The sequence below is a fragment of the Pseudomonas mucoides genome, from assembly GCF_015461845.1.
Lineage (GTDB): Bacteria > Pseudomonadota > Gammaproteobacteria > Pseudomonadales > Pseudomonadaceae > Aquipseudomonas > Aquipseudomonas mucoides.
This window is the reverse complement of record NZ_JACOPW010000001.1, coordinates 1,625,245-1,648,326: the sequence shown is the minus strand read 5'-3', so window position 1 is coordinate 1,648,326 and position 23,082 is coordinate 1,625,245. Positions and strand designations below refer to the sequence as shown.

General features: G+C 58.8%; 24 protein-coding genes and 1 pseudogene. 14 read left to right on the top strand and 11 right to left on the bottom strand.

All coding sequences use genetic code 11. From position 1 onward, the window contains the following. Window positions 1–9: 9 nt before the first annotated feature. The gene (gene rpoS, locus H8F22_RS07765) at window positions 10–1,017 is read left to right on the top strand and encodes an RNA polymerase sigma factor RpoS (protein ID WP_027924998.1); all 1,008 of its coding nucleotides are present in this window, start codon (window positions 10–12) and stop codon (window positions 1,015–1,017) included. Window positions 1,018–1,487: 470 nt separating this feature from the next. On the opposite strand, the gene fdxA is transcribed toward rpoS, so the two are convergent. Together fdxA and mutS are read right to left on the bottom strand one after the other, a co-directional pair. Beyond that, window positions 1,488–1,811 (bottom strand): ferredoxin FdxA, encoded by a 324-nt coding sequence (gene fdxA, locus H8F22_RS07760; protein ID WP_027924999.1) that lies wholly within the window; start codon window positions 1,809–1,811, stop codon window positions 1,488–1,490. A 142-nt stretch (window positions 1,812–1,953) separates the two neighbouring features. Beyond that, on the bottom strand, window positions 1,954–4,521 hold the full coding sequence (mutS, locus tag H8F22_RS07755; protein ID WP_194939970.1) for a DNA mismatch repair protein MutS: 2,568 nt from the start codon (window positions 4,519–4,521) through the stop codon (window positions 1,954–1,956). Window positions 4,522–4,734: 213 nt separating this feature from the next. On the opposite strand from mutS, the gene H8F22_RS07750 reads away from it, so the two are divergent. From H8F22_RS07750 to recX, 7 genes and pseudogenes are all read left to right on the top strand, one after another. Beyond that, window positions 4,735–5,469 (top strand): LexA family transcriptional regulator, encoded by a 735-nt coding sequence (locus tag H8F22_RS07750; RefSeq protein ID WP_027925001.1) that lies wholly within the window; start codon window positions 4,735–4,737, stop codon window positions 5,467–5,469. 499 nt (window positions 5,470–5,968) lie between these two features. Then, entirely contained in the window at window positions 5,969–6,316 is a 348-nt protein-coding gene (locus H8F22_RS07745; protein ID WP_027925002.1) for a phage holin family protein, read from the top strand. A 128-nt stretch (window positions 6,317–6,444) separates the two neighbouring features. After that, window positions 6,445–7,008 (top strand): glycoside hydrolase family 19 protein, encoded by a 564-nt coding sequence (locus H8F22_RS07740; protein WP_027925003.1) that lies wholly within the window; start codon window positions 6,445–6,447, stop codon window positions 7,006–7,008. Window positions 7,009–7,026: 18 nt separating this feature from the next. After that, window positions 7,027–7,151, top strand: a pseudogene (locus tag H8F22_RS32570) (lysis protein); the annotation flags it as partial. A 74-nt stretch (window positions 7,152–7,225) separates the two neighbouring features. After that, the gene (locus H8F22_RS07735; RefSeq protein ID WP_027925004.1) at window positions 7,226–7,726 is read left to right on the top strand and encodes a CinA family protein; all 501 of its coding nucleotides are present in this window, start codon (window positions 7,226–7,228) and stop codon (window positions 7,724–7,726) included. A gap of 83 nt (window positions 7,727–7,809) precedes the next feature. Beyond that, on the top strand, window positions 7,810–8,862 hold the full coding sequence (gene recA / locus H8F22_RS07730) for a recombinase RecA (RefSeq protein ID WP_007907270.1): 1,053 nt from the start codon (window positions 7,810–7,812) through the stop codon (window positions 8,860–8,862). 8 nt (window positions 8,863–8,870) lie between these two features. After that, entirely contained in the window at window positions 8,871–9,338 is a 468-nt protein-coding gene (recX, locus tag H8F22_RS07725) for a recombination regulator RecX (RefSeq protein ID WP_027925005.1), read from the top strand. A 44-nt stretch (window positions 9,339–9,382) separates the two neighbouring features. On the opposite strand, the gene H8F22_RS07720 is transcribed toward recX, so the two are convergent. Then, a complete protein-coding gene (locus H8F22_RS07720) occupies window positions 9,383–10,501 on the bottom strand; it encodes an LOG family protein (protein ID WP_027925006.1) in 1,119 nt (372 codons plus the stop codon). 371 nt (window positions 10,502–10,872) lie between these two features. On the opposite strand from H8F22_RS07720, the gene H8F22_RS07715 reads away from it, so the two are divergent. Further along, a complete protein-coding gene (locus H8F22_RS07715; protein WP_027925007.1) occupies window positions 10,873–11,067 on the top strand; it encodes a hypothetical protein in 195 nt (64 codons plus the stop codon). On the opposite strand, the gene H8F22_RS07710 is transcribed toward H8F22_RS07715, so the two are convergent. After that, entirely contained in the window at window positions 11,068–11,493 is a 426-nt protein-coding gene (locus H8F22_RS07710) for a PA3611 family quorum-sensing-regulated virulence factor (RefSeq protein ID WP_027925008.1), read from the bottom strand. Between the two features lie 189 nt (window positions 11,494–11,682). Here H8F22_RS07710 and H8F22_RS07705 point away from each other — a divergent pair, with 189 nt between their 5' ends. The 3 genes from H8F22_RS07705 to H8F22_RS07695 all read left to right on the top strand — a co-directional run bounded on the left by H8F22_RS07705 (window position 11,683) and on the right by H8F22_RS07695 (window position 13,726). Then, window positions 11,683–12,441, top strand: coding sequence for a tRNA-uridine aminocarboxypropyltransferase (locus tag H8F22_RS07705; protein ID WP_194939922.1), 759 nt, complete (start codon window positions 11,683–11,685; stop codon window positions 12,439–12,441). Between the two features lie 196 nt (window positions 12,442–12,637). Next, complete coding sequence (erdR, locus tag H8F22_RS07700; protein WP_027925010.1) at window positions 12,638–13,288, top strand: response regulator transcription factor ErdR; 651 nt, start codon at window positions 12,638–12,640, stop codon at window positions 13,286–13,288. A gap of 75 nt (window positions 13,289–13,363) precedes the next feature. After that, window positions 13,364–13,726 carry a diacylglycerol kinase gene (locus H8F22_RS07695; protein WP_008010143.1) on the top strand — a complete coding sequence of 121 codons (363 nt, stop codon included), beginning with the start codon at window positions 13,364–13,366 and terminating at the stop codon, window positions 13,724–13,726. On the opposite strand, the gene H8F22_RS07690 is transcribed toward H8F22_RS07695, so the two are convergent. Then, entirely contained in the window at window positions 13,723–14,649 is a 927-nt protein-coding gene (locus H8F22_RS07690; protein WP_027925011.1) for a LysR family transcriptional regulator, read from the bottom strand. The two genes, H8F22_RS07695 and H8F22_RS07690, sit on opposite strands and share 4 nt — an antisense overlap. A 122-nt stretch (window positions 14,650–14,771) precedes the next feature. Here H8F22_RS07690 and fpr point away from each other — a divergent pair, with 122 nt between their 5' ends. After that, window positions 14,772–15,551 carry a ferredoxin-NADP reductase gene (fpr, locus tag H8F22_RS07685; protein WP_003443014.1) on the top strand — a complete coding sequence of 260 codons (780 nt, stop codon included), beginning with the start codon at window positions 14,772–14,774 and terminating at the stop codon, window positions 15,549–15,551. A gap of 123 nt (window positions 15,552–15,674) precedes the next feature. Here the strand turns inward: fpr and tsaA are convergent, their stop codons facing one another. The 6 genes from tsaA to rimO all read right to left on the bottom strand — a co-directional run bounded on the left by tsaA (window position 15,675) and on the right by rimO (window position 20,764). After that, window positions 15,675–16,373 carry a tRNA (N6-threonylcarbamoyladenosine(37)-N6)-methyltransferase TrmO gene (gene tsaA, locus H8F22_RS07680; protein WP_194939921.1) on the bottom strand — a complete coding sequence of 233 codons (699 nt, stop codon included), beginning with the start codon at window positions 16,371–16,373 and terminating at the stop codon, window positions 15,675–15,677. Window positions 16,374–16,534: 161 nt separating this feature from the next. Continuing rightward, window positions 16,535–17,305, bottom strand: a complete 771-nt coding sequence (locus H8F22_RS07675; RefSeq protein ID WP_027925013.1) for an SDR family oxidoreductase — start codon at window positions 17,303–17,305, stop codon at window positions 16,535–16,537. Window positions 17,306–17,498: 193 nt separating this feature from the next. Continuing rightward, the gene (locus H8F22_RS07670) at window positions 17,499–17,969 is read right to left on the bottom strand and encodes a YehS family protein (protein ID WP_008010137.1); all 471 of its coding nucleotides are present in this window, start codon (window positions 17,967–17,969) and stop codon (window positions 17,499–17,501) included. Between the two features lie 76 nt (window positions 17,970–18,045). Continuing rightward, window positions 18,046–18,756, bottom strand: coding sequence for an rRNA pseudouridine synthase (locus tag H8F22_RS07665; RefSeq protein ID WP_027925014.1), 711 nt, complete (start codon window positions 18,754–18,756; stop codon window positions 18,046–18,048). An 83-nt stretch (window positions 18,757–18,839) separates the two neighbouring features. Next, on the bottom strand, window positions 18,840–19,313 hold the full coding sequence (locus tag H8F22_RS07660) for a GNAT family N-acetyltransferase (RefSeq protein ID WP_059181534.1): 474 nt from the start codon (window positions 19,311–19,313) through the stop codon (window positions 18,840–18,842). Window positions 19,314–19,426: 113 nt separating this feature from the next. Further along, window positions 19,427–20,764, bottom strand: a complete 1,338-nt coding sequence (gene rimO / locus H8F22_RS07655) for a 30S ribosomal protein S12 methylthiotransferase RimO (protein WP_059181533.1) — start codon at window positions 20,762–20,764, stop codon at window positions 19,427–19,429. Window positions 20,765–21,052: 288 nt separating this feature from the next. On the opposite strand from rimO, the gene H8F22_RS07650 reads away from it, so the two are divergent. Next, window positions 21,053–22,954 (top strand): potassium transporter Kup, encoded by a 1,902-nt coding sequence (locus H8F22_RS07650; RefSeq protein ID WP_027925018.1) that lies wholly within the window; start codon window positions 21,053–21,055, stop codon window positions 22,952–22,954. Window positions 22,955–23,082: the final 128 nt, after the last annotated feature.

Here is a 23,082-nt window from a genome sequence, read left to right as displayed (position 1 = left end):
ACTATAACAATGGCTCTCAGTAAAGAAGTGCCGGAGTTTGACATCGACGATGAGGTTCTCCTGATGGAGACCGGCATCGCCACGGATTCGATGTCGAATGATGAAGGGGCAGCTCCACCTTCCGTTCGTGCTAAATCCAAACACTCCGCTTCGTTAAAACAGCACAAGTACATTGATTACACGCGGGCACTTGATGCCACGCAGCTGTATCTCAATGAAATCGGCTTTTCCCCATTGCTCTCCCCGGAAGAAGAAGTTCATTTTGCGCGCTTGTCGCAAAGTGGCGATCCGGCCGGGCGCAAGCGCATGATTGAAAGCAACCTGCGGCTGGTGGTTAAAATCGCCCGGCGTTACGTCAATCGTGGGCTGTCGCTACTGGACCTGATCGAAGAGGGCAACCTCGGCCTGATCCGGGCAGTGGAGAAGTTCGACCCCGAACGCGGCTTCCGTTTTTCGACCTACGCAACCTGGTGGATTCGTCAGACCATCGAGCGCGCGATCATGAATCAGACCCGGACTATCCGGTTGCCGATCCATGTGGTCAAAGAGCTGAACGTGTACCTGCGGGCCGCACGGGAGCTGACGCAAAAACTCGATCACGAACCCTCACCCGAAGAAATCGCCAACCTGCTGGAAAAACCAGTGGGCGAGGTCAAGCGCATGCTCGGCTTGAACGAGCGGGTTTCTTCGGTCGACGTCTCGCTGGGTCCGGATTCGGATAAAACCCTGCTGGACACCCTGACTGATGACCGTCCAACCGACCCTTGTGAGCTGCTGCAGGACGATGATCTGTCCCAAAGCATCGATCAATGGCTGTCGGAGCTGACCGACAAGCAACGCGAAGTGGTGGTACGTCGCTTCGGCTTGCGCGGTCACGAGAGCAGCACGCTTGAAGACGTAGGCCTGGAGATTGGCCTGACTCGGGAACGGGTCAGACAGATTCAGGTCGAGGGCCTGAAGCGCCTTCGGGAGATTCTCGAGAAAAACGGCCTGTCGAGCGAGTCGCTGTTCCAATAAGCGATCGGCTCAACCGGCCATAAAAGACCCCGACTGACTCGGGGTTTTTTATTGCCTGCAAGATGGGCGGGGATTGCCGCAGGTTTGTAGTCTTGCGCTGTAAGTCTTTGCTTACTCTTTCGTAAGTGTTCGTTATTTTTAAAAGGCAGTACTCGTCCATATTCCTAAACACGCATTCCTATCTTTTTGATTTATATGGATATTTGTTTTTGTTAAGAGCATATGACAAACGTTTTTGACGATCACGCTCAATTGCACCAGGCAGAGAACCCTCTAGTATCTGAACTGTGTCGACGGACAGACACGCCCTTCAAGGAAGAGGGGAACGGACATCGCAGGAAGCGGTTCATCAGGACGATGAAAAGGAATACAGGGAATAGGGAAAAATGTGGGCGGGTCAAACCGCCCCTTTTTTTGCCTGTAGAAAAGCAAAAAGGCCCGCTAGGGGCCTTTTCGGGAACGCGCGGGAATCAGCGTTCGAGGTCTTTGATCTTGCCTTTGACGCCATCCCACTCTTCAGCGTCGGGCATCGATTCTTTCTTCTCGGTGATGTTCGGCCAGATTTCGGCCAGCTCAACGTTCAACTGAATGAATTCCTGCATTTCTACTGGCACTTCATCTTCGGAGAAGATGGCCACGGCAGGGCATTCTGGTTCGCACAGTGCGCAGTCGATGCACTCATCCGGGTGAATCACCAGGAAGTTCGGGCCTTCGTAAAAGCAGTCCACCGGACACACTTCTACGCAGTCGGTGTACTTGCACTTGATGCAGTTGTCGGTGACGACGAAGGTCATTTCTAATTTTCTCCTCAGGCGGCGGCAGCGGAGCCCCTTCACGTTGGGGTCGCCAGGTTCGGGAGCGATAGTCTGCTGGCCAGGCTATTAGCCAGCAGCATCCCAAACCGCGCGAGATTCTAACAGCTTGCAGGCAAGTGCGTTAGATCCGGTTCTTTAGTGTATAGAGCATTTCGAGCGCACGGCGCGGCGTCATGTCATCCAGATTGAGCTTGGTCAATTCATCCAGCACCGGGTGCGGCAGGCTGGCGAACATGTCGCTTTGCTGCGGCGCGGCCGGTTTGCCCTTGGCAGGTGCAGGAATTTCATGGGGCAGGGCGGTGGCTTCCAGGCGACCCAAGTGCTCGCGAGCACGCACAATCACTTCGCTCGGCACGCCGGCCAGTTGCGCCACGGCCAGGCCGTAACTCTGGCTGGCAGGCCCGGGCAACACGTGGTGGAGGAACACGATGCGTTCGTTGTGCTCGGTGGCATTGAGGTGAACGTTGGCCACCAGCGGTTGCGCCTCCGGTAGCACCGTCAACTCAAAATAGTGGGTGGCAAACAGGGTGTAAGCGCGCAGATGGGCCAGCCGCTCGGCAGCCGCCCAAGCCAGGGACAAGCCGTCGAAGGTGCTGGTGCCGCGACCGACTTCGTCCATCAGCACCAGGCTACGTTCGGTGGCGTTGTGCAAAATGTTCGCGGTTTCGCTCATTTCAACCATGAAGGTCGAGCGGCCGCCCGCGAGGTCATCGCTGGAACCGATCCGGGTGAAAATCCGGTCCACCAAGGACAGTTCGCAACTGGCCGCCGGCACGAAGCTGCCGATGTGCGCGAGCAACACGATCAACGCGGTCTGACGCATGTAGGTGGATTTACCGCCCATGTTCGGACCGGTGATTACCAGCATGCGCGTGTTGTCGTCGAGGCTCAGATCGTTGGCCACGAACGGTGTGCTCAGCACTTGCTCGACCACCGGGTGACGACCCTGGGTGATGCGCATGCAGGGCTCGTCGACGAAACGCGGGCAATTCAGGTCGAGGTTCAGCGCGCGTTCGGCGAGGTTGCTCAGCACGTCCAGCTCGGCCAGCGCAGCGGCGGTGTCCTGCAGCGGTGGCAATTGGGCGATCAGGTCTTCGAGCAGCGCTTCGTAAAGCATTTTCTCGCGGGCCAGGGCACGGCTCTTGGCCGACAGGGCCTTGTCCTCGAACGCCTTGAGTTCCGGGGTAATGAAACGCTCGGCACCTTTCAACGTCTGGCGGCGGATGTAGTCGGCCGGCGCGGACTCGGCCTGTTTGCTGGGCAACTCAATGAAGTAGCCGTGAATGCGGTTGTAACCGACTTTCAGGTGCGACAGACCGGTGCGGGCTTTCTCGCGTGCTTCCAGATCGATCAGGAACTGCCCGGCGTTTTCGCTGAGCGATTGCAGATCGTCGAGTTCGCTGTCGTAACCGGTCTTCAACACGCCACCGTCACGGATCACCGCTGGCGGGTTGTCGATAATGGCTTTTTCCAGCAGCGCTGCCAGTTCTGGATAGGTGCTGGTGGTCTTGGCCAGTTGAATGATGTGTGGCGCTTCCAGCTCGGTCATCGCCACTTGCAACTGGGGCAGCGCGCCCAGTGCATCGCGCAGACGAGCGAGGTCGCGAGGGCGGGCATTACGCAGGCCGATCCGTGCCAGAATCCGCTCGATGTCGCCGATTTCCTTGAGCTGTGGTTGCAGTTTCTCGAAGCGGTAGCTGTCGAGCAGGCACGTGATCGACGTCTGACGCGCCAGCAACACGGTCAGGTCCCGCAACGGACGGTTCAACCAACGGGTCAGCAAGCGGCTGCCCATGGCGGTCTGGCAGCGATCGACCACCGATTGCAGGGTGTTGTCGCGACCACCGGCCAGGTTGGTGTCCAGTTCCAGGTTGCGACGGCTCGCGCCGTCCAGCACCACGGTGTCATCCAGGCGTTCATGGCGCAGGCTGCGTAAATGCGGCAGAGCGGTGCGCTGGGTTTCCTTGGCGTAGCTGAGCAGGCAACCGGCAGCGCCGATGGCCAGGGTCAGGTTCTCGCAACCAAAACCTTTAAGGTCCTGAGTAGAGAATTGCTGGCACAGACTTTTCAGCGCCGAGTCGCGCTCGAAATCCCACGGCGCACGGCGACGAACCCCACGACGTTTTTCCGCCGGCAGGTCTTTTGGCCAATCGTCCGGGATCATCAGCTCGACCGGATTGACCCGCTCCAGCTCCGCCAGCAGGTTTTCCCAACCCTTGATTTCCAGCACCGTGAAATTGCCGCTGGTGATGTCCAGCACGGCCAGGCCGAACAGGCGCTCGTCACCCAGCACCGCCGCGATCAGGTTGTCCCGACGCTCATCCAGCAGCGCTTCATCACTGACCGTACCCGGCGTGATGATCCGCACCACCTGACGATCCACCGGCCCTTTGCTGGTCGCCGGATCACCGACCTGCTCGCAAATCACCACCGATTCGCCGAGCTTGACCAGTTTCGCCAGGTAACCTTCCGCGGCGTGGTAAGGAATCCCACACATTGGAATCGCTTGCCCCGCTGACTGCCCACGAGCAGTCAGGGTGATGTCCAGCAACTTGGCGGCCTTCTTCGCGTCTTCGTAGAAGATCTCGTAGAAGTCGCCCATGCGGTAGAACATCAACTGGTCAGGGTGCTGGTTCTTCAGGCGCCAGTACTGCTGCATCATTGGCGTGTGGGAAGACAGATCGGAGATGGCTTTATTCATCGGAAATTCAGGAAAACTCGTTGAAAGGTGTAGGGCAAAAGGAGGGGCATTGGCCCGGCTTTTCCGCGATGGGCGCAAGATTACCATGGGCGGTCCGCCCGACGCAGGCATGAAAGCCCCACGGCACATTTACACTGAATATGCACGAATTATGCAAAACAGCATTTGTCTTCGGCGAAAAGAACAAGCACTATGCGCGTTATGCAAAAACGCAACGTTTCTACTGTCTTAAGAGCACTGCTGGATCAGCACGGGATCTCCCCCACGGAGCTTCACCGTCGCACCGGCGTGCCTCAATCCACACTCTCGCGGATTCTCAGCGGGAAGATCGTCGACCCTTCGGATAAACACATCTCGAAGATCGCCGAGTACTTCGCCGTGAGCACCGATCAGTTGCGTGGCCGCGCCGATGTCGCGCCCGCCGCCCATGCCGCGCGCAATGAAGTGCATTCCGAACTCAAGGACATAAGTCTGTGGGACGACGATACGCCCGTCGATGACGACGAGGTGTCGGTTCCCTTTCTTCGCGAGGTTGAATTGGCTGCTGGATCAGGAAGATTCGTCATCGAAGAGAGCGAGCGCTCTAGCCTGCGCTTCGGCAAACGCAGCTTGCGTCACAACGGGGTGCAGTTCGACCAGGCAAAATGCGTGACGGTGCGCGGCAACAGCATGTTGCCGGTGCTGCGCGATGGCGCCACCGTTGGCGTGAACGCCGGCAAGTGCGGGATTGGCGACATCGTTGATGGCGACCTTTATGCGATCAACCATAACGGCCAGTTGCGGGTAAAACAGCTGTATCGCCTGCCGACCGGCATTCGCCTGCGCAGCTTCAATCGTGATGAGCACCCGGACGAGGACTACACCTTCCAGGAAATCCAGGAAGAGCAGATTGTCATCCTCGGTCACGTCTTCTGGTGGGGCATGTACGCCCGTTAACCTCGTCACCTTCAGATAAAACCCGCCATCGAGCGGGTTTTTTTTCGCCTGTCGAAACCGGCTGAGCCTTTGTCCGTGGGGCTTCAATGCGGTGGTGCATTTTTAAATACGCAAATAAATGCATTGGTGCATTGACTGTATATGCATCCATGCATATTCTTTGTCTCAAGCCGCTCAACAAAGCAGCTCGAAACGAAGTTCTTTAGTTCCACCACAAAGGCAGCGATGAACCGGCCTCAACGGTTCAGAGGGTTGGCAACTGACCCGGGTGTGCAGCGTAAAGCACCAGAAGCAGTTATCCGGCGGGCAGCGACCGCGGTCGGCGACACAATATGAATGGACTCGTACCGCGCCAGTAGCGCCGAAAGGTCAATGCAGGACCGCATTACTGAAAAGCCCGGAACGATGCCGGGCTTTTTGGAATGCCTACCTTCCATCAGGCACCTCAAGAAAACACTGTTTTAAAGAACCACTCATCAATCACTCCCGGAGGCGTGACATGACAAACGAGCAACTAGCGTTGCTGGACATGCCGATATGGCTCGTCATCGTCCTTGCCCTGGTGGGCGGGGTGTCCGGCGAAATGTGGCGCGCCGACAAGGACGGCGCTCGCGGCTGGTCACTGCTGCGACGCCTGGCCTTGCGGTCCGGGGCCTGCATGGTCTGTGGGGTCTCGGCCATCATGCTGCTGTACGCCGCCGGTGTGTCGATCTGGGCGGCCTGCGCCTTTGGCTGCCTGACAGCAATGGCTGGGGCCGACGTGTCCATCGGGCTTTATGAGCGTTGGGCTGCGAAGCGCATGGACGTGTGCGATGTGCCCCCGCGTGACACCCATCAGGATCGTTGAAACTCAAGACCAATGGATTGGCGAGCAGTGGTGCCGACCGGCATCCGGCCTGCAAGGACGCAGGTCTCCCACGGCCAGTGCCGTTCATTCAAACCCACCATAAACGGTTTATTGACCGAGGACCTTTTATGCCGCTAACCGATGGGCAACTGCTAAAAATCATGCCCAACGCCCGCGTCCAAGCGGGCGTTTTCATTTCTGCGCTCAATGCCGCCATGGCTCGTTTCAACATCAATACCCCGAAACGTATCGCCGTCTTTCTCGCTCAAGTCGGCCATGAGTCCGGGCAGTTGCAATACGTACGTGAACTCGGCAGTGAACAATATCTGAGCCAATACGACACCGGTGCCTTGGCTACTCGCTTGGGTAACACTCCTGCACAGGATGGTGATGGTCAAAAGTACTGCGGCCGAGGCTTGATCCAGATCACTGGCCGCGATAACTATCGCCAATGCAGTCTTGGATTGTTCGGTGATGATCGCTTGCTGTTTATTCCGCAACTGTTGGAAAAACCTCAATGGGCCGCTGAATCCGCGGCCTGGTACTGGGCGCAGAACGGCCTTAACGAACTCGCCGATCACGACCAGTTCAACAGCATTACTCGTCGCATCAATGGTGGGCTGAACGGCCTGGAGGATCGTCTGCAACTCTGGGCGCGGGCGAGGGCGGTGCTATGCCAGTCTTCGGTCTGATCTCTTGGCGGGTTATTGGCGGGACTTGACCCGGCGCATGCTCAACGATGGTCGCCATCACCGACACCGGGGACCGTGGACTGATTGCCTTGCAAGCTTGTCAGGCCTATATCAGAGCCCTTGCGCCCTCACATTTTGATTGATCCTGCGCCTTGCAAGCGCGATACGCTCGTGTACGGTAGTTCTCATTCCGCTTCCGTTCGCTCAGGAGATGACCGTGAAAGAAATCACCCAACTGGCCGCTGAACTGGGCAGGCGCTTGCAGGTGCTCAATGCCCATGTCACGGCCGCCGAATCTTGCACGGGCGGGGGGATCAGCGAGGCGATCACCCGTATTCCGGGAAGTTCGGCGTGGTTCGAGGCTGGCTATGTCACTTACTCCAATCGACAGAAAACCCAGCAATTGAACGTGCCGGTCGAGTTGTTTTCGACGGTGGGGGCGGTCAGTCGCGAGGTGGTCGAGGCAATGGTTCGCGGTGCCCAGGAAAAGAGCCGGGCGCATTTTGCCGTGGCAGTCAGCGGTGTGGCGGGGCCGGATGGCGGCTCTGCGAGCAAGCCGGTGGGCACGGTCTGGCTGGCCTGGGGCGTCGGTGAGCAGGTGTTCAGCGAGGTGCAGCACTTCCCTGGCAACCGCGACGAAGTCCGCCGACAAACGGTGAAGGCCGCGCTAGAGGGGCTGCTGCGCCATGCCGCCACAGAAATCTCAAATCAGGGGTAGGCGATCCTGAATCGCTGTGGAATAATACTGGCTACTTATACAGGTGTTGGCCGTCAGGCCTTATTGATTACGTGAGGACTTTAATGGACGACAACAAGAAGAAAGCCTTGGCTGCGGCCCTGGGTCAGATCGAACGTCAATTCGGCAAGGGTGCCGTAATGCGTATGGGCGATCAGGACCGTCAGGCGATCCCGGCTATCTCCACTGGCTCTCTGGGTCTGGACATCGCGCTCGGCATTGGCGGCTTGCCAAAAGGCCGTATCGTTGAAATCTACGGTCCTGAATCCTCCGGTAAAACCACACTGACACTGTCCGTGATCGCCCAGGCTCAAAAAGCCGGCGCGACCTGCGCATTTGTCGATGCCGAACACGCCCTTGATCCTGAGTACGCCGGCAAACTGGGCGTCAACGTTGACGACCTGCTGGTTTCGCAGCCGGACACCGGCGAGCAGGCCCTGGAAATCACCGACATGCTGGTGCGTTCCAACGCCGTTGACGTGATCATCGTCGACTCCGTGGCCGCTCTGGTGCCAAAGGCAGAAATCGAAGGCGAAATGGGCGACATGCACGTCGGCCTGCAAGCCCGACTGATGTCCCAGGCGCTGCGTAAAATCACAGGTAACATCAAGAACGCCAACTGCCTGGTGATCTTCATCAACCAGATCCGTATGAAAATCGGCGTGATGTTCGGCAGCCCGGAAACCACCACCGGTGGTAACGCGCTGAAGTTCTACGCGTCGGTTCGTCTGGACATCCGTCGTACTGGCGCGGTGAAAGAAGGTGATGAAGTCGTCGGTAGCGAAACCCGCGTCAAGGTCGTGAAGAACAAAGTGGCTTCGCCGTTCCGTCAGGCCGAGTTCCAGATTCTTTACGGCAAAGGCATCTACCTCAATGGCGAGATGATCGACCTGGGTGTTCTGCACGGTTTCGTTGAGAAGTCCGGCGCCTGGTATGCCTATGAAGGCACCAAGATCGGTCAGGGCAAGGCCAACTCGGCCAAGTTCCTGGCAGACAATCCGGAAATCGCCGCCAAGCTCGAGAAGCAACTGCGTGACAAGTTGCTGACCCCGGCGCCGGACGTCAAAGCATCGCCAGTCAAAGAGACGGCTGATGACCTGGCTGACGCTGATATCTGATTGATCCGATGACCGCCGTACTCGATACACTCGTCGCGGTGCGGCGAACCGCAATGGACCTGCTCGCTCGACGCGAGCACGGTCGAGTCGAGCTGACGCGTAAACTGCGTCAGCGAGGCGCCCTCCCTGAAATGATCGACACAGCACTCGACCGCTTGACGGAAGAGGGCCTGCTGTCCGAATCCCGTTACCTCGAAAGCTTTGTTTCTTACCGCGCCCGCTCCGGTTATGGCCCTTTGCGTATTCGCGAGGAGCTTGGCCAGCGCGGTCTGCAACGGGCCGATATCGAACTCGCGTTGCGCGAGAGCGGTATCAACTGGCAGGAGCAGTTGGAGGATACCTGGCGGCGTAAATTTTCCGGGCATCTGCCGATAGATGCTCGGGAGCGTGCCAAGCAAGGGCGCTTCCTGAGTTATCGGGGATACTCCATGGAGATGATCAGCCGCTTGTTCAGTGGCCGGGGAATGGATGATTGATAAAAAATGGCCCGCTATTTCGATAGCGGGCCATTTTTTTTGCCTCACATAACCTTGGAGGGCTCGCGCGTGCGCTGCTGCGTTTGGGGGGTAGATTGCGCCCAGTTTTGCGGCAGGTTGATGTAGTCCACCAGTTCACGCAGGCGACCATGATCACGCGCGTTAAAGTTGAAGGCCAGTCGCGCCAAGTGGCTGAACTGCGCTTCATCGTGCTCTTCGCCGCTGTAGGCGTGCTGATGGAAGCGATCGCTCAGGCACAGGTCGGCAAATGCTTCCTGCATGTGGTCAAGCGTTTGCTCACTGAGGGTGTGGTTCATGCGAATCACAAACTGATGCTTGAGCCAGCGGCTGGAGTGGAAGTTGCTGTAGAACTGGTTGATCTGTTCCACCGCTTCTTCAGCGCTGTAGACAAGGCTCACAAGCTTCATGTCGGTCGGCAGGATGTAGCGGTTTTCCTCCAGTTGATGGTGAATGAAGTCCAGCGCGCCTTGCCAGAACTTGCCGCCCGGTGCGTCCAGTAATACCACCGGCACCAATGGGCTTTTGCCGGTCTGAATCAGTGTCAGTACTTCCAGCGCCTCATCCAGGGTGCCGAAACCGCCTGGGCACAGGACCAGTGCATCCGCTTCCTTGACGAAGAACAGCTTGCGGGTGAAAAAGAAGTGGAAGGGCAGCAGGTTGGCGGTGCCTTGCACCGTGGGGTTGGCATGTTGTTCGAACGGCAGGGTGATGTTAAAGCCCAGGCTGTGCTCCCTGCCGGCCCCTTCGTGCGCCGCCGCCATGATGCCGCCGCCAGCGCCAGTGATGACCATCAGGTCCGAGCGCGCCAGCGCGGCGCCCAGTTCTCGGGCCAGACCATACAGTGGGTGTTCGATCGGTGTTCGGGCCGAGCCAAACACGGTGACTTTACGTCGGCTGCGGAACTGCTCGAGTACACGGAAGGCGTGCTCCAGTTCGCGCAGGGTTTGAAGGGTTATCTTGGCATTCCAGCGGTTGTGATCTTCCTGGGCCATGCGCAGCACTGTCAGGATCATGTCGCGGTAGATGGGGATGTTGGGGCTGTTGGGTGACACCAGGTTGAGTTGTTCTTCGACCTTGTTGGTGAGGTCGTGGCCGCTTTCTTCAAAATGACGGCTTAGCAGGTCATTCGGTTGGTAAGGCATCAATTTCTCCTTCCATACAGGCTGTGTTTTCCCTTGAAGCAGGAAACATTCGCACACTTGGCACAACAAGACGCGTCGCGGGCGGCCCCTTTCCAGCCCGGAAAAGTGAATGGGATCACTATGAATCTAGACCCTCGCAGAGATTTACGCTGGCTTGATCATTGCGCCGCAAAGTGTTTCCTGGCAACCGCTTATTGACGATTTGCAAGGTGATTTCACCGCTCGTCTGAACGCACGCCGAGTGTCGGGCGCTCTGATTTACTAAGCTACAGATGCGACACGACAACTTTGCGTCAAAGGCAGGGCGCGCGGTTCTAGAAGTTGAAGGAATTTTCGCTCAAGCAGGGCGAGGAGCAGGGAGGCGGGATGTTATGGCCAGAGTGATTCTGGAGATCGATACGCGACTGTATCGATTGCTCAAGTCATCAGCCGAGACCCATCACGTGAGTCTCGAGGAGGAGTGCTGCCGACGTCTGGAGGGAACTGAGCGACGGTCACATTACTTGCAGGCGTTGCTGGCAGAATTGCGCGCCGAGGATGAACAACGGCGCGCCAAATCCGGGTGATTACTTTTTCTTCTTGGCCGCCGGTTGCAGGCAATCCGACTCCTTGAAGCGCTCGCTGGCCACCGGACGGTTGGTTTTGACCTCGGTGAACTCGTAGCGCATGGTCGCGCCCTTGGCCATCAGCTTGCGAAAGCCCGGGTTGTTGCACACGGTAGAGCCCAGCTGGAAGTAAACAGCCTTGGGGTCGGCGCGCATCTTGTCAGCGTGGCTGCTCTGGACGCTGAGGTGGTTGATCAGCTCGGTGCCTTCAACGGTATAACCCTGATCGAGAATATCTTCGTTGATCGCCCGTGGCGTGCCGACGCTGCTTTGGGCGGCTACGTTTTGCAGCATTTTGTTCAGTTCCGTGTCTTTCAAGGACGCAGCCTGAGCGCTGAAGGACGACGCCAGCAGAATGGCAGCGGTGGGAACGATAAGGCGCAGCATGAAACTCTCCTGGTTCAGTGACTGGTGCTTCGACCCGTCACATGACTGTGCGTTCAGTGGCGGCGAATTATAGGGGACGCGCTCCGGACGGTACAGGCTTGCGCTGGCTGCTCTGATAAACTGGTGGCACTTTTTGCCCAGCCGAGTGCTTTTCGTGTCGATTTCCTCCTTCTGCCGGCGCTGCCTGCGATGAACCCTGCCATTCCGCCCTTTGCTGCCAACGCCGTGGCCCGCTTGCGCGATTCCCGAGAAGAAGAGGGGATCAAGCCGATTCAGGCCCGAGGCTGGAGGGCGCCGCGTTGCCGTTCCTGCCGGGTGATCGAGAGTCATTGTCTGTGCGCCTGGCGCCCGCAGGTCGAGGCGCGCTCCGGTGTGTGCCTGATCATGACCAACAAGGAAGTGTTCAAACCGAGCAACACCGGTTGGCTGATTGCCGATGTGGTACGCGACAACCATGCGTTTATCTGGTCTCGCACCGAGGTTGATGAACAATTGCTGGCGTTGCTGGCCGACCCGCAGTGGCAGCCCTATCTGGTGTTTCCGGGGGAATACGTTGAGCCCGAGCGTGTCACCAACACGGTGGACATGGACAGTTCGAAGCGTCCGCTGTTTATTCTGCTGGACGCCACTTGGACAGAAGCCCGGAAGATTTTCCGCAAAAGCCCTTACTTTGATCGCTTGCCGATCCTCAGCCTGTTGCCCGAGAAGCTGTCTCGATACCGATTGCGCAGGTCGACCCGCAGCGAGCATTTGTGCACCGCCGAAGTGGCTGCACTGTGCCTCGATCTGGCCGGGGATACCGCAGCGGCCTCGGCGCTGGACGCCTATTTCGACGTGTTCAGCCAGCATTACCTGGACGCGAAACGGCAACTGGACATGAACGTCGCCACGCCCGCTCATGCCGAGCTGATGCCCTTCGTGCAAAACTCGGCCCCAGCCATCTGCTGATTGTCGCCCATACTGCAAAGAACTGTACTGCCCATGCACCTTGACCACCCAGTCTTGGCTGGGCATGCTTGGCGCCGATTGGGGCGCGGCCAGGTTTGATACGCCGTTTTCAGCTGTTATTGGCGTTGAACGTGCCCCATTGGTGCAGCTCCGTGGCTGTGCCTTGAGTCGTTTGAAAAACAGGATCATTTGAAAAATGGCCACATACGAAATCCTGATTGCCGATGATCACCCGCTGTTTCGAAGCGCGCTGCATCAGGCCGTGACTCTGGGCCTGGGCCCGGATGTTCGTCTGGTGGAAGTGGCGAGCATTGCCGAGCTGGAAGCCCGCCTGGATGAAAAGTCCGATTGGGATCTGGTGCTGCTGGACTTGAACATGCCCGGTGCCTACGGTTTTTCCGGGCTCGTGCTGTTGCGCGGTCAGTACCCGCAAATTCCGGTGGTGATGGTGTCCGCGCAGGAAGAAGCGTCGATCATGGTCAAGTCCCGTGAGTTCGGCGCCAGTGGGTTCATTCCAAAATCCAGCGACCTGAGCGTGATCCAGAAAGCCGTGCGTGCCGTACTGGACGGCGACGTATTCTGGCCGCCACAGGCGTTTGAAGCGGTCAACGTTTCCGAGGAAGCCAAGGCCGCCAGCGAAGGCCTTGCCAGCCTGACACCCCAACAGTTCCGGGTGTTGACCATGGTCTGTGAAGGTTTGCTGAACAAACAGATTGCTTACGAGCTGAGTGTCTCGGAAGCAACGATCAAAGCCCATGTCACGGCGATCTTCCGCAAGCTGAATGTGCGGACCCGGACCCAGGCTGCACTACTCTTGCAACAACTTGAGTCAATTCCAAGCCACTAAACAGCTCCATGTTCACGCTATTTTGACTTTGCTTGATCTAGCGTTCCCATTCCTATCTGGTCAGTTGCCCACTCTATGTCACCTTTCAAAGGCCAAACCGGCCTCAAGCGTATCCTCAATGCCTCCGGCTATTCGCTGGATGGCCTGCGCGCAGCCTTCACCGGCGAAGCGGCCTTTCGCCAACTCGTGTTGCTCAACGTCATCCTGATTCCGCTGTCGTTCTTTTTGAACGTCAGCCGTGTCGAGCAGGCGCTGCTGATTGCCGTCTGCCTGTTGGCGCTGATCGTCGAGTTGCTGAACTCAGCGGTGGAAGCGGCCATCGATCGCATTTCCCTGGAATTGCACCCGCTGTCCAAGAACGCCAAGGACATGGGCAGCGCAGCTCAATTCGTGGCGCTGAGCATGATCGCGCTGGTCTGGGCGGTGATTCTGCTTTAAGCGATATTCGGCAGAACGATCTCGTCGCTGCGCTGAACCCCTGCGGTGAAAGCGCGGCACAGGTCGAGGAACTCGCGCATCGCCGATGTCTGATATTTCTGTTTGTGCCAGATGAAGTAGAACTGTCGCGCCAGGTCCAGGTCCGGTGTTTCCACGGGAACCAGGCTGCCACGACGGAACGCATCGCGCAGTGCCAGCCGTGAGATACACCCAATCCCCAATCCCGATTCCACTGCGCGCTTGATCGCTTCGGTGTGTTCCAGTTCGAGCCGGATATTCAGCGAGCTGCGATGGTGACGCATGGCCTGGTCGAAGGTCAGTCGTGTGCCAGAGCCTTGCTCGCGCAATATCCATGCCTCGTGACTCAGCTCCTCCATGGTCGCGATACCGCGTTTGGCCAATGGATGCTGCGGTGCACAGAACACCACCAGCTCATCCTCGACCCAGCTTTGCACTTCGATGTCCGGATGGCTGCAGTCGCCTTCAATTAGACCCAGATCAATTTCATAGTGGGCGACTTGTTGCACGATATTGGCAGTGTTCTGCACGTGCAGCTTCACCTGGCTTTCCGGATGACGCTGCATGAAGCTGCCGATCAGCAAGGTGGCCAGATAGTTGCCGATGGTCAGGGTCGCGCCGACCGCCAATGAGCCGAAACCGGACTTGCCGTTGAGCAGGTCTTCGATTTCCTTGGACTGATCGAGCAGGGCCACGGCTTGGGGCAGCAGCTGTTTGCCGAGGGCATTGAGGCTCAGCCGTTTGCCGGCGCGGTCGAACAGCTGGCAGCTGGACTGGCGCTCCAGTTCGGTGATCGAGGTGCTCGCCGCCGATTGCGAGAGGTTGAGCAAGCCCGCAGCACGGGATACGCTTTCCTGCTGGGCGACGGCGACGAATACTTGAAGTTGACGGAGAGTAAATCGCATATCGATATAACCGATAACCCTTATCTTAATAATCCATTTAACAGATATTGTCTCTGCCTTTAGAATGCGATGCAATTGCGCACATCATCGGCGCAGGCAAAATCTCCAGGAGTCCCACGTACATGAGCAACATGAACCACGAGCGTGTCCTCAGTGTTCATCACTGGAACGACACTCTGTTCAGCTTCAAGTGCACCCGTGATCCGGGTCTGCGCTTCGAGAACGGTCAGTTCGTGATGATCGGCCTGCAACAGCCCAACGGCCGCCCGCTTATGCGCGCTTACTCGATTGCCAGCCCGAACTGGGAAGAGCATCTCGAGTTCTTCAGCATCAAAGTGCCTGATGGCCCGCTGACTTCCCAGTTGCAGCATCTGAAGGAAGGCGACGAGATCATCATCAGCAAGAAGCCTACCGGCACCCTGGTGCTGGATGACTTGAAGCCTGGCAAACATTTGTACCTGCTCAGCACCGGTACCGGTCTGGCGCCGTTCATGAGCGTCATCCAGGACCCGGAAACCTACGAGCGTTTCGAAAAAGTGATCCTGTGCCACGGCGTACGTTACGTCAACGAAGTCGCTTACCGCGAATTCATCACCGAGCACCTGCCGCAGAACGAATTTTTCGGCGAGGCCCTGCGTGACAAGTTGATCTACTACCCGACCGTGACCCGCGAGCCGTTCGAGAACGAAGGTCGCCTGACCGACCTGATGCGCAGCGGTAAGCTGTTCAGCGACATCGGCCTGCCACCGATCAACCCGCAGGACGACCGCGCCATGCTGTGCGGCAGCCCGAGCATGCTCGACGAGACCAGCGAAGTGCTGAACAGCTTCGGCCTGAAAGTGTCGCCGCGGATGCGCGAGCCGGGTGATTACCTGATCGAGCGAGCGTTCGTCGAGAAGTAAGCAACAGCGTTGTTTTACCTGTGGGAGCGAGCTTGCTCGCGATAGGGGAGTGTCAGTCGACATCAATATTGACTGACACACCGCCATCGCGAGCAAGCTCGCTCCCACAGTTGTTTCTGGTGTTTAGATTTTCGCGGGGATGACTTCCAGGACGCGGATAACCCCGGCCTCGGGATAATGCCAACGCACGTCCAGGTCCCAGAACTGCGCGCCATATTCCCGCTCCGGTGTAGGAATCTGGTACGCCGGACGTGGGTCTTGTGCCAGGCATTGCTCGATCAACGCCACCAAGGGCTCTTCAAGGCGCTGAGCATGGCCATGAGCCTGTTGCAGCGCGGCATCCGTCCACTGCACGGGAATCAGCTGCGGCGCGGCGCTGGCGATGTTGTTGGAGGCGCTGTCGATGATGTCGGCGTAAGGCACGTAAGGTTTGATGTCGAGAATCGGCGTGCCGTCCAGCAAGTCGATCCCGGATATCCACAGGCGATTGGCTTCGACCTTGTCCAGCTTGACCACGGATTGACCGATACCGTTGGGCCGATGCGTAGCGCGGGTGGCGAATACGCCCATGGATTTGTTGCCGCCTAGACGAGGCGGGCGGACTTTCAAGCGCGGTTTTTCTTCCAGGGCCTGGTGGAACAGGAACAGCAACCAGACGTGACTGACCTGTTCCAGGCCTTGCACCGCATCGCCCTGATCGAACGGCGCGACCAACTCCAGTACACCGCGAGCGGCCGGGGCCAGTTGCGGTTGGCGCGGGATGGCGAACTTCTCCTTGAAGCAGGAGCGCACGAAGCCGATGGGGGAAACGCTGTAGGTCATGATCTGGGGTCGAGGCGGGGTCAGGACGGGCATGATAACCCGAGCGGCCACAGGATCGGTGGTGCCAGTCAGTCCGTCATCGCGGGCAAGCCTCGCTCCCACAGGGAAATGCATTCCAACGGTGGGCGCGTGGCTTGCCCGCGATGGCCGCACCGCCAATCTCAGAGACTGAACCCACCATCCAAAGGAATAATATTCCCGGTCATATACGCCCCCGCCGTACTCGCCAGACTGATCGCCAGCGCCGCCATCTCTTCCTCTCGGCCCCAACGCTTCATCGGAATCAGCGCCGTATCCTCGGCCAACGCCTGTTCATCATTGCCAATGTGCTGGGTCATCTTGCTCGGGAAACGCCCCGGCGCGATCACGTTGACGTTGATGTGCTGGCTCACCAGTTCCCGCGCCAGAATCCGCGACAATTGATGTAGGGCGGCTTTACTTGGCCCGTAGGCATACGCCTGCTCACCAAAGGACGAAATCCCGGCCACCGAGCCGATGTTGATGATCCGCGCCGGATTGGCTTCGGAGCCGGCTTTGCGCAGCAGCGGCAAAAACTGCTGAATGCAGTTGAACACCGACGTCACGTTGAGCTGCATGACCTTTTCCCAACCCTTGACCGGGTAGCTCTCCAGCGGAGCGCCCCACGTTGTGCCGGCGTTGTTCACCAGAATATCCAGATGAGTGATCTGCTCGCCCAGGCGCGTAGCCAGTTGAAGCACACCTTCTTCGGTGGCCAGGTTGGCCGCTACGCCATGGCAGCGCCCGAATGCGTTCAACTCGTCAGCCGTTTGCCGGCAAGCTTCAGCATCCCGGGCGCAGACGTACACGGTTGCGCCGGCTTCGACATAAGCCTTGGCGATCATTTTGCCGATACCACGGGTGCCACCGGTCACCAGTGCAGTGCGGCCTTGCAGGGAAAAGTACGGGTGCATGGCGAATCCTGAGCGTTGAGGGTCAGTACACCCTAGTCGTCAGTCGCCGTCAGCGGAGCCACTATTTTTGCGAGGAATGAGGGGCCATTCGGCCCAGTCTGAGTCCGCTTCTGTAGGAACACAGCTTGCTGGCGATGGCGTTTTGAAGATCGCTATCGCACAGCAAGCTGTGCTCCTACAGGGGACGAGGCGCTTACTGCGGCCGAACGCGCAGGGTCAGGCCTTTGAGGAAGTTGCGCAGCAACTGGTCGCCACAGGTGCGGTAGTTGGTGTGGCCGAACTTGCGGAACAGCGCGCTTAGCTCAGGCTTGGACACCGGAAACTCGGCAGCCTTGAGGATCGCGTGCATGTCGTCTTCTTTCAGTTCGAAGGCTACGCGCAGCTTTTTCAGGATGATGTTGTTGGTCACCGGGACTTCGATCGGCTGCGGTGGACGGCTTTCGTCCTTGCCGCGCTTGAAGATCACCAGGCCATCGAGGAAGTGCGCCATGACTTCATCCGGGCAGCGGACGAAGCCTTCTTCGTCTTCTTCTTTCTTGTCGAGGTAAGTCAGCAGGTCTTCCATGGACACGTCCATGCCGCCGAGCTTGATGATCTCGATGACCTTCTTGTCGCTGATGTCCAGCATGTAGCGAACGCTGCGCAATACGTCGTTATGAATCATGGTGTGCAATCCTGATATTCAGCAGTGGGCGCCGCAGCAAACAGCGGCGCCGGAATGTGTGGCGGCGGGAGAAGCCTTAGAACTTCTCTTTGCCGGACAGGTAGCGCCATTGGCCCAGCGGCACTTTGCCGATGGACACACCGCCGATGCGGATGCGGCGGATGGCGACGACCTTCAGGCCGACGGCCTGGCAAAACAGGGCGATCACGCCCGGTTGCGGGTTCTTCATCGCAAAGCGCAGGCGGTTTTCGTTCTGCCAGCTGGCCTTGACCGGCGGCAGTTCCTTGCCCTTGTACGTCAGGCCGTGGTTCAGGCGGTTAAGGCCGTGAGCCACCATGTCGCCTTCAACCTCGACCACATACTCTTGCTCGATCTTGCTGGCATCGGCAGTGAGTTTGCGCAGAATCTTCCAGTCCTGGGTGAACACCAGCAAACCGCTGGCGTTGGCCTGCAGGTCGGTGCTGGCGGTCAGGCGCAGGAAATGGCCCTTGAGCGGACGTTTGCTGAAGCGGTGTTCTTCGCTCAGCGTCTCGGCGCTCAGGGTGGCCATGGCGGTGTCCGCGTCCATGCCCACGGGCACGTTCAACAGGATAGTCACCGGTTCTGGTGCAGTGGCCTTGGCCTCGGGGTCGAGTTCGACTTTTTGCGTGCCGACCTTGAATTGCGGCTCGTCGATGACTTCACCGTCCACGGTCACCCAGCCGCCCTCGATGAACAGCTCCGCCTCCCGACGGGAACAGCCGACGAGTTCGATGAGGCGTTTGGAGAGACGAATCGGGTCAGTCATGACAGGGCCGTAACAAAAAAGGGGTGGGCATTGTACCTGCGTGGCGCCGGTTAATCGCGGGTCCATTTTGCAAGGTGAGACTTTTAGCCGCGTTGAGCGTGCTGATCTGCCTGCTTCATGCGCATATGCAACAGCGGATAAGGCTGGCCCATGCCGTCAAACTCGGAACGGCCGATCACTTCGAAGCCTTGTTTGAAGTAGAACCCCAAGGCTTGCGGGTTCTGTTCGTTGACGTCCAGTTCGTCGGCATTCAGGTGTTCCATGGCATAGCGTAGCAACTGTTTGCCCAGGCCCTGGCCGCGGTGGGCCGGATCGATGAAGAGCATTTCGATCTTGCCGGCGGCGACCCCGGCGAACCCGGTGATGCGTTGGCGCGGGTCCCGGGTGCAAATCAGCATCACGGCATCGAGGTAGCGGGTCAGCACCAGATCTTTCAACAACAGGATGTAACTGTCTGGCAGAAAGTCATGGGTGGCGCGCACCGAGGCCTCCCAGACCCGGGTGAGTTCTTCGTAGTCACTGTGTTTCGGGGTGTGGATGACCGAATGATGGCGCATGGCCGGATGTCCTGTGTGCAGTGGGGTGTGCGAGTCCTTTCTCCCACAAAACGATAGACGTAAAAAAGCCCCGCATCTCGTCAAGAGAGCAGGGCTTTTCGTATTTTTTGCGTTTAGATCTGTTCAGCCCACAGGTCGTATTCGTCGGCGTCGGTCACTTTGCACCAGACTTTGTCGCCCGGCTTCAAGTTGCTGCCGTTGTCGATGAACACGTTGCCGTCGATTTCCGGGGCGTCGAAGAAGCAACGACCCACCGCGCCTTGCTCGTCGACTTCGTCCACCAGCACTTCGATTTCACGGCCGATGCGCAGTTGCAGGCGCGCCGAGCTGATCGCTTGCTGGTGCGCCATGAAGCGGTCCCAGCGGTCTTGCTTGACGTCGTCCGGCACGATGGCCGCGTCCAGCAGGTTGGCCGGGGCGCCTTCGACGGGCGAGTACTGGAAGCAGCCGACGCGGTCGAGCTGGGCTTCGGTCAGCCAGTCCAGCAGGTACTGGAAATCTTCTTCGGTTTCGCCAGGGAAGCCGACGATGAAGGTCGAACGGATGATCAGGTCCGGGCAGATCTCGCGCCAGTTCTTGATGCGCGCCAGGGTCTTGTCTTCGAAGGCCGGGCGTTTCATGGCTTTCAGGACTTTCGGGCTGGCGTGCTGGAACGGGATGTCCAGGTACGGCAGGATCTTGCCGGCGGCCATCAACGGGATCAGCTCGTCGACGTGCGGGTACGGGTAAACGTAGTGCAGGCGAACCCAGACGCCGAGGGTGCTCAGGGCTTCGCAAAGTTCGGTCATGCGGGTTTTCACCGGCGCGCCGTTCCAGAAACCGGTGCGGTATTTCACATCAACGCCGTAAGCGCTGGTGTCTTGGGAAATTACCAGCAGCTCTTTGACGCCGGCCTTGACCAGGCGCTGAGCCTCGTCGAGCACGTCACCGACCGGACGGCTGACCAGTTTGCCGCGCATCGACGGGATGATGCAGAAGCTGCAGCTGTGGTTGCAGCCTTCGGAAATCTTCAGGTAGGCGTAGTGGCGCGGGGTCAGCTTGATGCCTTGCGGCGGCACCAGGTCGATCAGCGGGTTGTGATCCTGACGCGGCGGCACGGCGTCGTGCACGGCGTTGACCACTTGCTCGTACTGCTGCGGACCGGTCACGGCCAGCACGCTTGGGTGCACCTTGCGAATGTTGCCTTCTTCGACGCCCATGCAGCCGGTCACGATAACCTTGCCGTTTTCCTTGATGGCTTCGCCGATCACTTCCAGCGATTCAGCCTTGGCCGAGTCGATGAAGCCGCAGGTGTTGACCACCACGACATCGGCGTCCTCGTAAGTGGACACGACGTCATAGCCTTCCATGCGCAGCTGGGTAAGGATGCGCTCGGAGTCGACCAGTGCTTTTGGGCAACCCAGGGATACGAAGCCAACCTTTGGATTGGCCGGCGCAGGAGTGGTGGACATGTCTAACCTCGGTATTTGTGACGCCTCCAGCCGAGTCGGCAAGGCGACAAACGGGCGCTTTTCTGCGCCTCTGATCAAAAAGTGCGCAATTCTAGCGATCAGTCGTTCACTTGACCAGCTTTATGCAGGGAAATACGACGAGTGCTGCGCTATGCTTCGCGCCGTTAGGCTTTACCAAATATTTACAGTCAACATATCGTCTGTAACCTGAAGTAAAACAGCGCATGCTGCGTGGCAATGCATAGTGCTTCTTCCAAAGAAGTCCGTTCTGGGTAGTAGGAGTGGTGGATGGGTCAGGCAAGTAGTCAGGCAGCGAGCGCCGGGCATTCGGCGGCGAAGCCGATCGGCATGCTGGTCGCGGCGGTCGGGGTGGTTTACGGCGATATCGGCACAAGCCCGCTGTACACCCTCAAAGAAGTGTTTTCCGGTGGCTACGGCGTGCCGGTCAACCATGACGGCGTGCTGGGAATACTGGCGCTGATCTTCTGGTCGCTGATCTGGGTCGTCTCGATCAAGTACATGATGTTCGTGCTGCGCGCCGACAACCAGGGCGAGGGCGGGATCATGGCCCTGACGGCGCTGGCCAGACGGGCGGCGTCGGGGTATCCCAGGTTGCGAGGGTTGCTGGTGGTCTGCGGGCTGATCGGTGCGGCGCTGTTCTACGGGGACAGCATGATCACCCCGGCAATTTCCGTCCTCTCGGCGATTGAAGGTCTTGGCTTGGCGTTCGATGGCATCGACCATTGGGTGGTCCCGCTGTCGTTGGTCGTGCTGGTGGCGCTGTTCCTGATCCAGAGCCACGGCACCGCGCGAATCGGCATTCTGTTCGGGCCGATCATGGTCACCTGGTTTGTGGTGCTGGGGGCGCTGGGCGTCTACGGGATCATGCAGCACCCGGAGGTGTTGCAAGCGCTGAACCCGGTCTGGGGCGTGCGTTTCTTCACCCAGCACCCGGGCATGGGCGTGGCGATCCTCGGCGCGGTCGTGCTGGCGTTGACCGGCGCCGAAGCGCTGTACGCCGACATGGGCCACTTCGGTCGCAAGCCGATTGCCCGCGCCTGGTTCATCCTCGTGTTGCCGGCGCTGGTGCTGAACTACTTCGGCCAAGGCGCGCTGTTGCTGGGGGATCCGGAAGCCGCTCGTAACCCGTTCTATCTGTTGGCGCCAAGCTGGGCGTTGATCCCGCTGGTGGGCCTGTCGACCCTGGCCACGGTGATCGCCTCGCAAGCGGTGATTTCCGGTGCGTTCTCCCTGACCCGTCAGGCGATCCAGCTCGGCTACATTCCGCGCATGCACATCCGCCACACCTCCAGCGCCGAACAAGGCCAGATTTACATCGGTGCGGTGAACTGGGCGCTGATGGTCGGCGTGATCCTGCTGGTGCTGGGCTTCGAATCCTCCGGCGCCCTGGCCTCGGCGTACGGCGTGGCGGTGACCGGCACCATGCTGATGACCACCATCCTGGTGTCGGCGGTGATGTTGCTGCTGTGGAAATGGCCTCCGGTCCTCGCGGTGCCGGTGTTGATCGGCTTCCTGCTGGTGGACGGCCTGTACTTCGCCGCCAACGTGCCGAAAATCGTCCAGGGCGGCGCCTTCCCGGTGATCGCCGGTATCGCGTTGTTCGTGCTGATGACCACCTGGAAACGCGGCAAGCAATTGCTGGTCGAACGCATGGACGAAGGTGGGCTGCCCCTGCCGATTTTCATCAGCAGTATCCGTGTGCAACCGCCGCATCGCGTGCAGGGCACCGCCGTGTTCCTGACCGCACGCCCGGATGCGGTGCCTCATGCGCTGTTGCACAACCTGCTGCATAACCAAGTGCTGCACGAGCAAGTGGTGCTGCTGACGGTGGTCTACGAAGACATCCCACGGGTACCGCCGAGCCGACGCTTCGAAGTTGATTCCTACGGCGAAGGGTTCTTTCGGGTGATCCTGCACTTCGGTTTCGTCGACGAACCGGACGTGCCACAGGCGCTGAAACTGTGTCACCTCGATGACCTGGACTTCAGTCCGATGCGCACCACCTACTTCCTCAGCCGCGAGACGGTGATTGCCTCCAAGTTGGAAGGCATGGCCCGTTGGCGAGAGGGGTTGTTTGCGTTCATGTTGAAAAACGCCAATGGCAATTTGCGCTTCTTTAATCTGCCGTTGAACCGGGTGATTGAGCTGGGGACTCAGGTAGAAATGTAAGCCCCAACAAAAAGCCCCCGTTGCCGTGAAGGTGGCGGGGGCTTTTTTGTGTCTGGCATTTGATCCCGACCCAATGAAAATCCTTGTGGGAGCGGGCTTGCCCGCGATAGCGGTATGTCTGTCAAATC

What these genes read in the sequence shown, in the direction of transcription:
- rpoS (WP_027924998.1), top strand. Translation starts at nt 10, where the DNA reads ATGGCTCTCAGTAAAGAAGTGCCGGAGTTTGACATCGACGATGAGGTT.
- fdxA (WP_027924999.1), bottom strand. Translation starts at nt 1,811, where the DNA reads ATGACCTTCGTCGTCACCGACAACTGCATCAAGTGCAAGTACACCGAC.
- H8F22_RS07750 (WP_027925001.1), top strand. Translation starts at nt 4,735, where the DNA reads ATGCAAAAACGCAACGTTTCTACTGTCTTAAGAGCACTGCTGGATCAG.
- H8F22_RS07745 (WP_027925002.1), top strand. Translation starts at nt 5,969, where the DNA reads ATGACAAACGAGCAACTAGCGTTGCTGGACATGCCGATATGGCTCGTC.
- H8F22_RS07740 (WP_027925003.1), top strand. Translation starts at nt 6,445, where the DNA reads ATGCCGCTAACCGATGGGCAACTGCTAAAAATCATGCCCAACGCCCGC.
- recA (WP_007907270.1), top strand. Translation starts at nt 7,810, where the DNA reads ATGGACGACAACAAGAAGAAAGCCTTGGCTGCGGCCCTGGGTCAGATC.
- recX (WP_027925005.1), top strand. Translation starts at nt 8,871, where the DNA reads ATGACCGCCGTACTCGATACACTCGTCGCGGTGCGGCGAACCGCAATG.
- H8F22_RS07720 (WP_027925006.1), bottom strand. Translation starts at nt 10,501, where the DNA reads ATGCCTTACCAACCGAATGACCTGCTAAGCCGTCATTTTGAAGAAAGC.
- H8F22_RS07715 (WP_027925007.1), top strand. Translation starts at nt 10,873, where the DNA reads ATGGCCAGAGTGATTCTGGAGATCGATACGCGACTGTATCGATTGCTC.
- H8F22_RS07710 (WP_027925008.1), bottom strand. Translation starts at nt 11,493, where the DNA reads ATGCTGCGCCTTATCGTTCCCACCGCTGCCATTCTGCTGGCGTCGTCC.
- H8F22_RS07705 (WP_194939922.1), top strand. Translation starts at nt 11,683, where the DNA reads ATGAACCCTGCCATTCCGCCCTTTGCTGCCAACGCCGTGGCCCGCTTG.
- erdR (WP_027925010.1), top strand. Translation starts at nt 12,638, where the DNA reads ATGGCCACATACGAAATCCTGATTGCCGATGATCACCCGCTGTTTCGA.
- H8F22_RS07695 (WP_008010143.1), top strand. Translation starts at nt 13,364, where the DNA reads ATGTCACCTTTCAAAGGCCAAACCGGCCTCAAGCGTATCCTCAATGCC.
- H8F22_RS07690 (WP_027925011.1), bottom strand. Translation starts at nt 14,649, where the DNA reads ATGCGATTTACTCTCCGTCAACTTCAAGTATTCGTCGCCGTCGCCCAG.
- fpr (WP_003443014.1), top strand. Translation starts at nt 14,772, where the DNA reads ATGAGCAACATGAACCACGAGCGTGTCCTCAGTGTTCATCACTGGAAC.
- tsaA (WP_194939921.1), bottom strand. Translation starts at nt 16,373, where the DNA reads ATGACCTACAGCGTTTCCCCCATCGGCTTCGTGCGCTCCTGCTTCAAG.
- H8F22_RS07675 (WP_027925013.1), bottom strand. Translation starts at nt 17,305, where the DNA reads ATGCACCCGTACTTTTCCCTGCAAGGCCGCACTGCACTGGTGACCGGT.
- H8F22_RS07670 (WP_008010137.1), bottom strand. Translation starts at nt 17,969, where the DNA reads ATGATTCATAACGACGTATTGCGCAGCGTTCGCTACATGCTGGACATC.
- H8F22_RS07665 (WP_027925014.1), bottom strand. Translation starts at nt 18,756, where the DNA reads ATGACTGACCCGATTCGTCTCTCCAAACGCCTCATCGAACTCGTCGGC.
- H8F22_RS07660 (WP_059181534.1), bottom strand. Translation starts at nt 19,313, where the DNA reads ATGCGCCATCATTCGGTCATCCACACCCCGAAACACAGTGACTACGAA.
- rimO (WP_059181533.1), bottom strand. Translation starts at nt 20,764, where the DNA reads ATGTCCACCACTCCTGCGCCGGCCAATCCAAAGGTTGGCTTCGTATCC.
- H8F22_RS07650 (WP_027925018.1), top strand. Translation starts at nt 21,053, where the DNA reads ATGGGTCAGGCAAGTAGTCAGGCAGCGAGCGCCGGGCATTCGGCGGCG.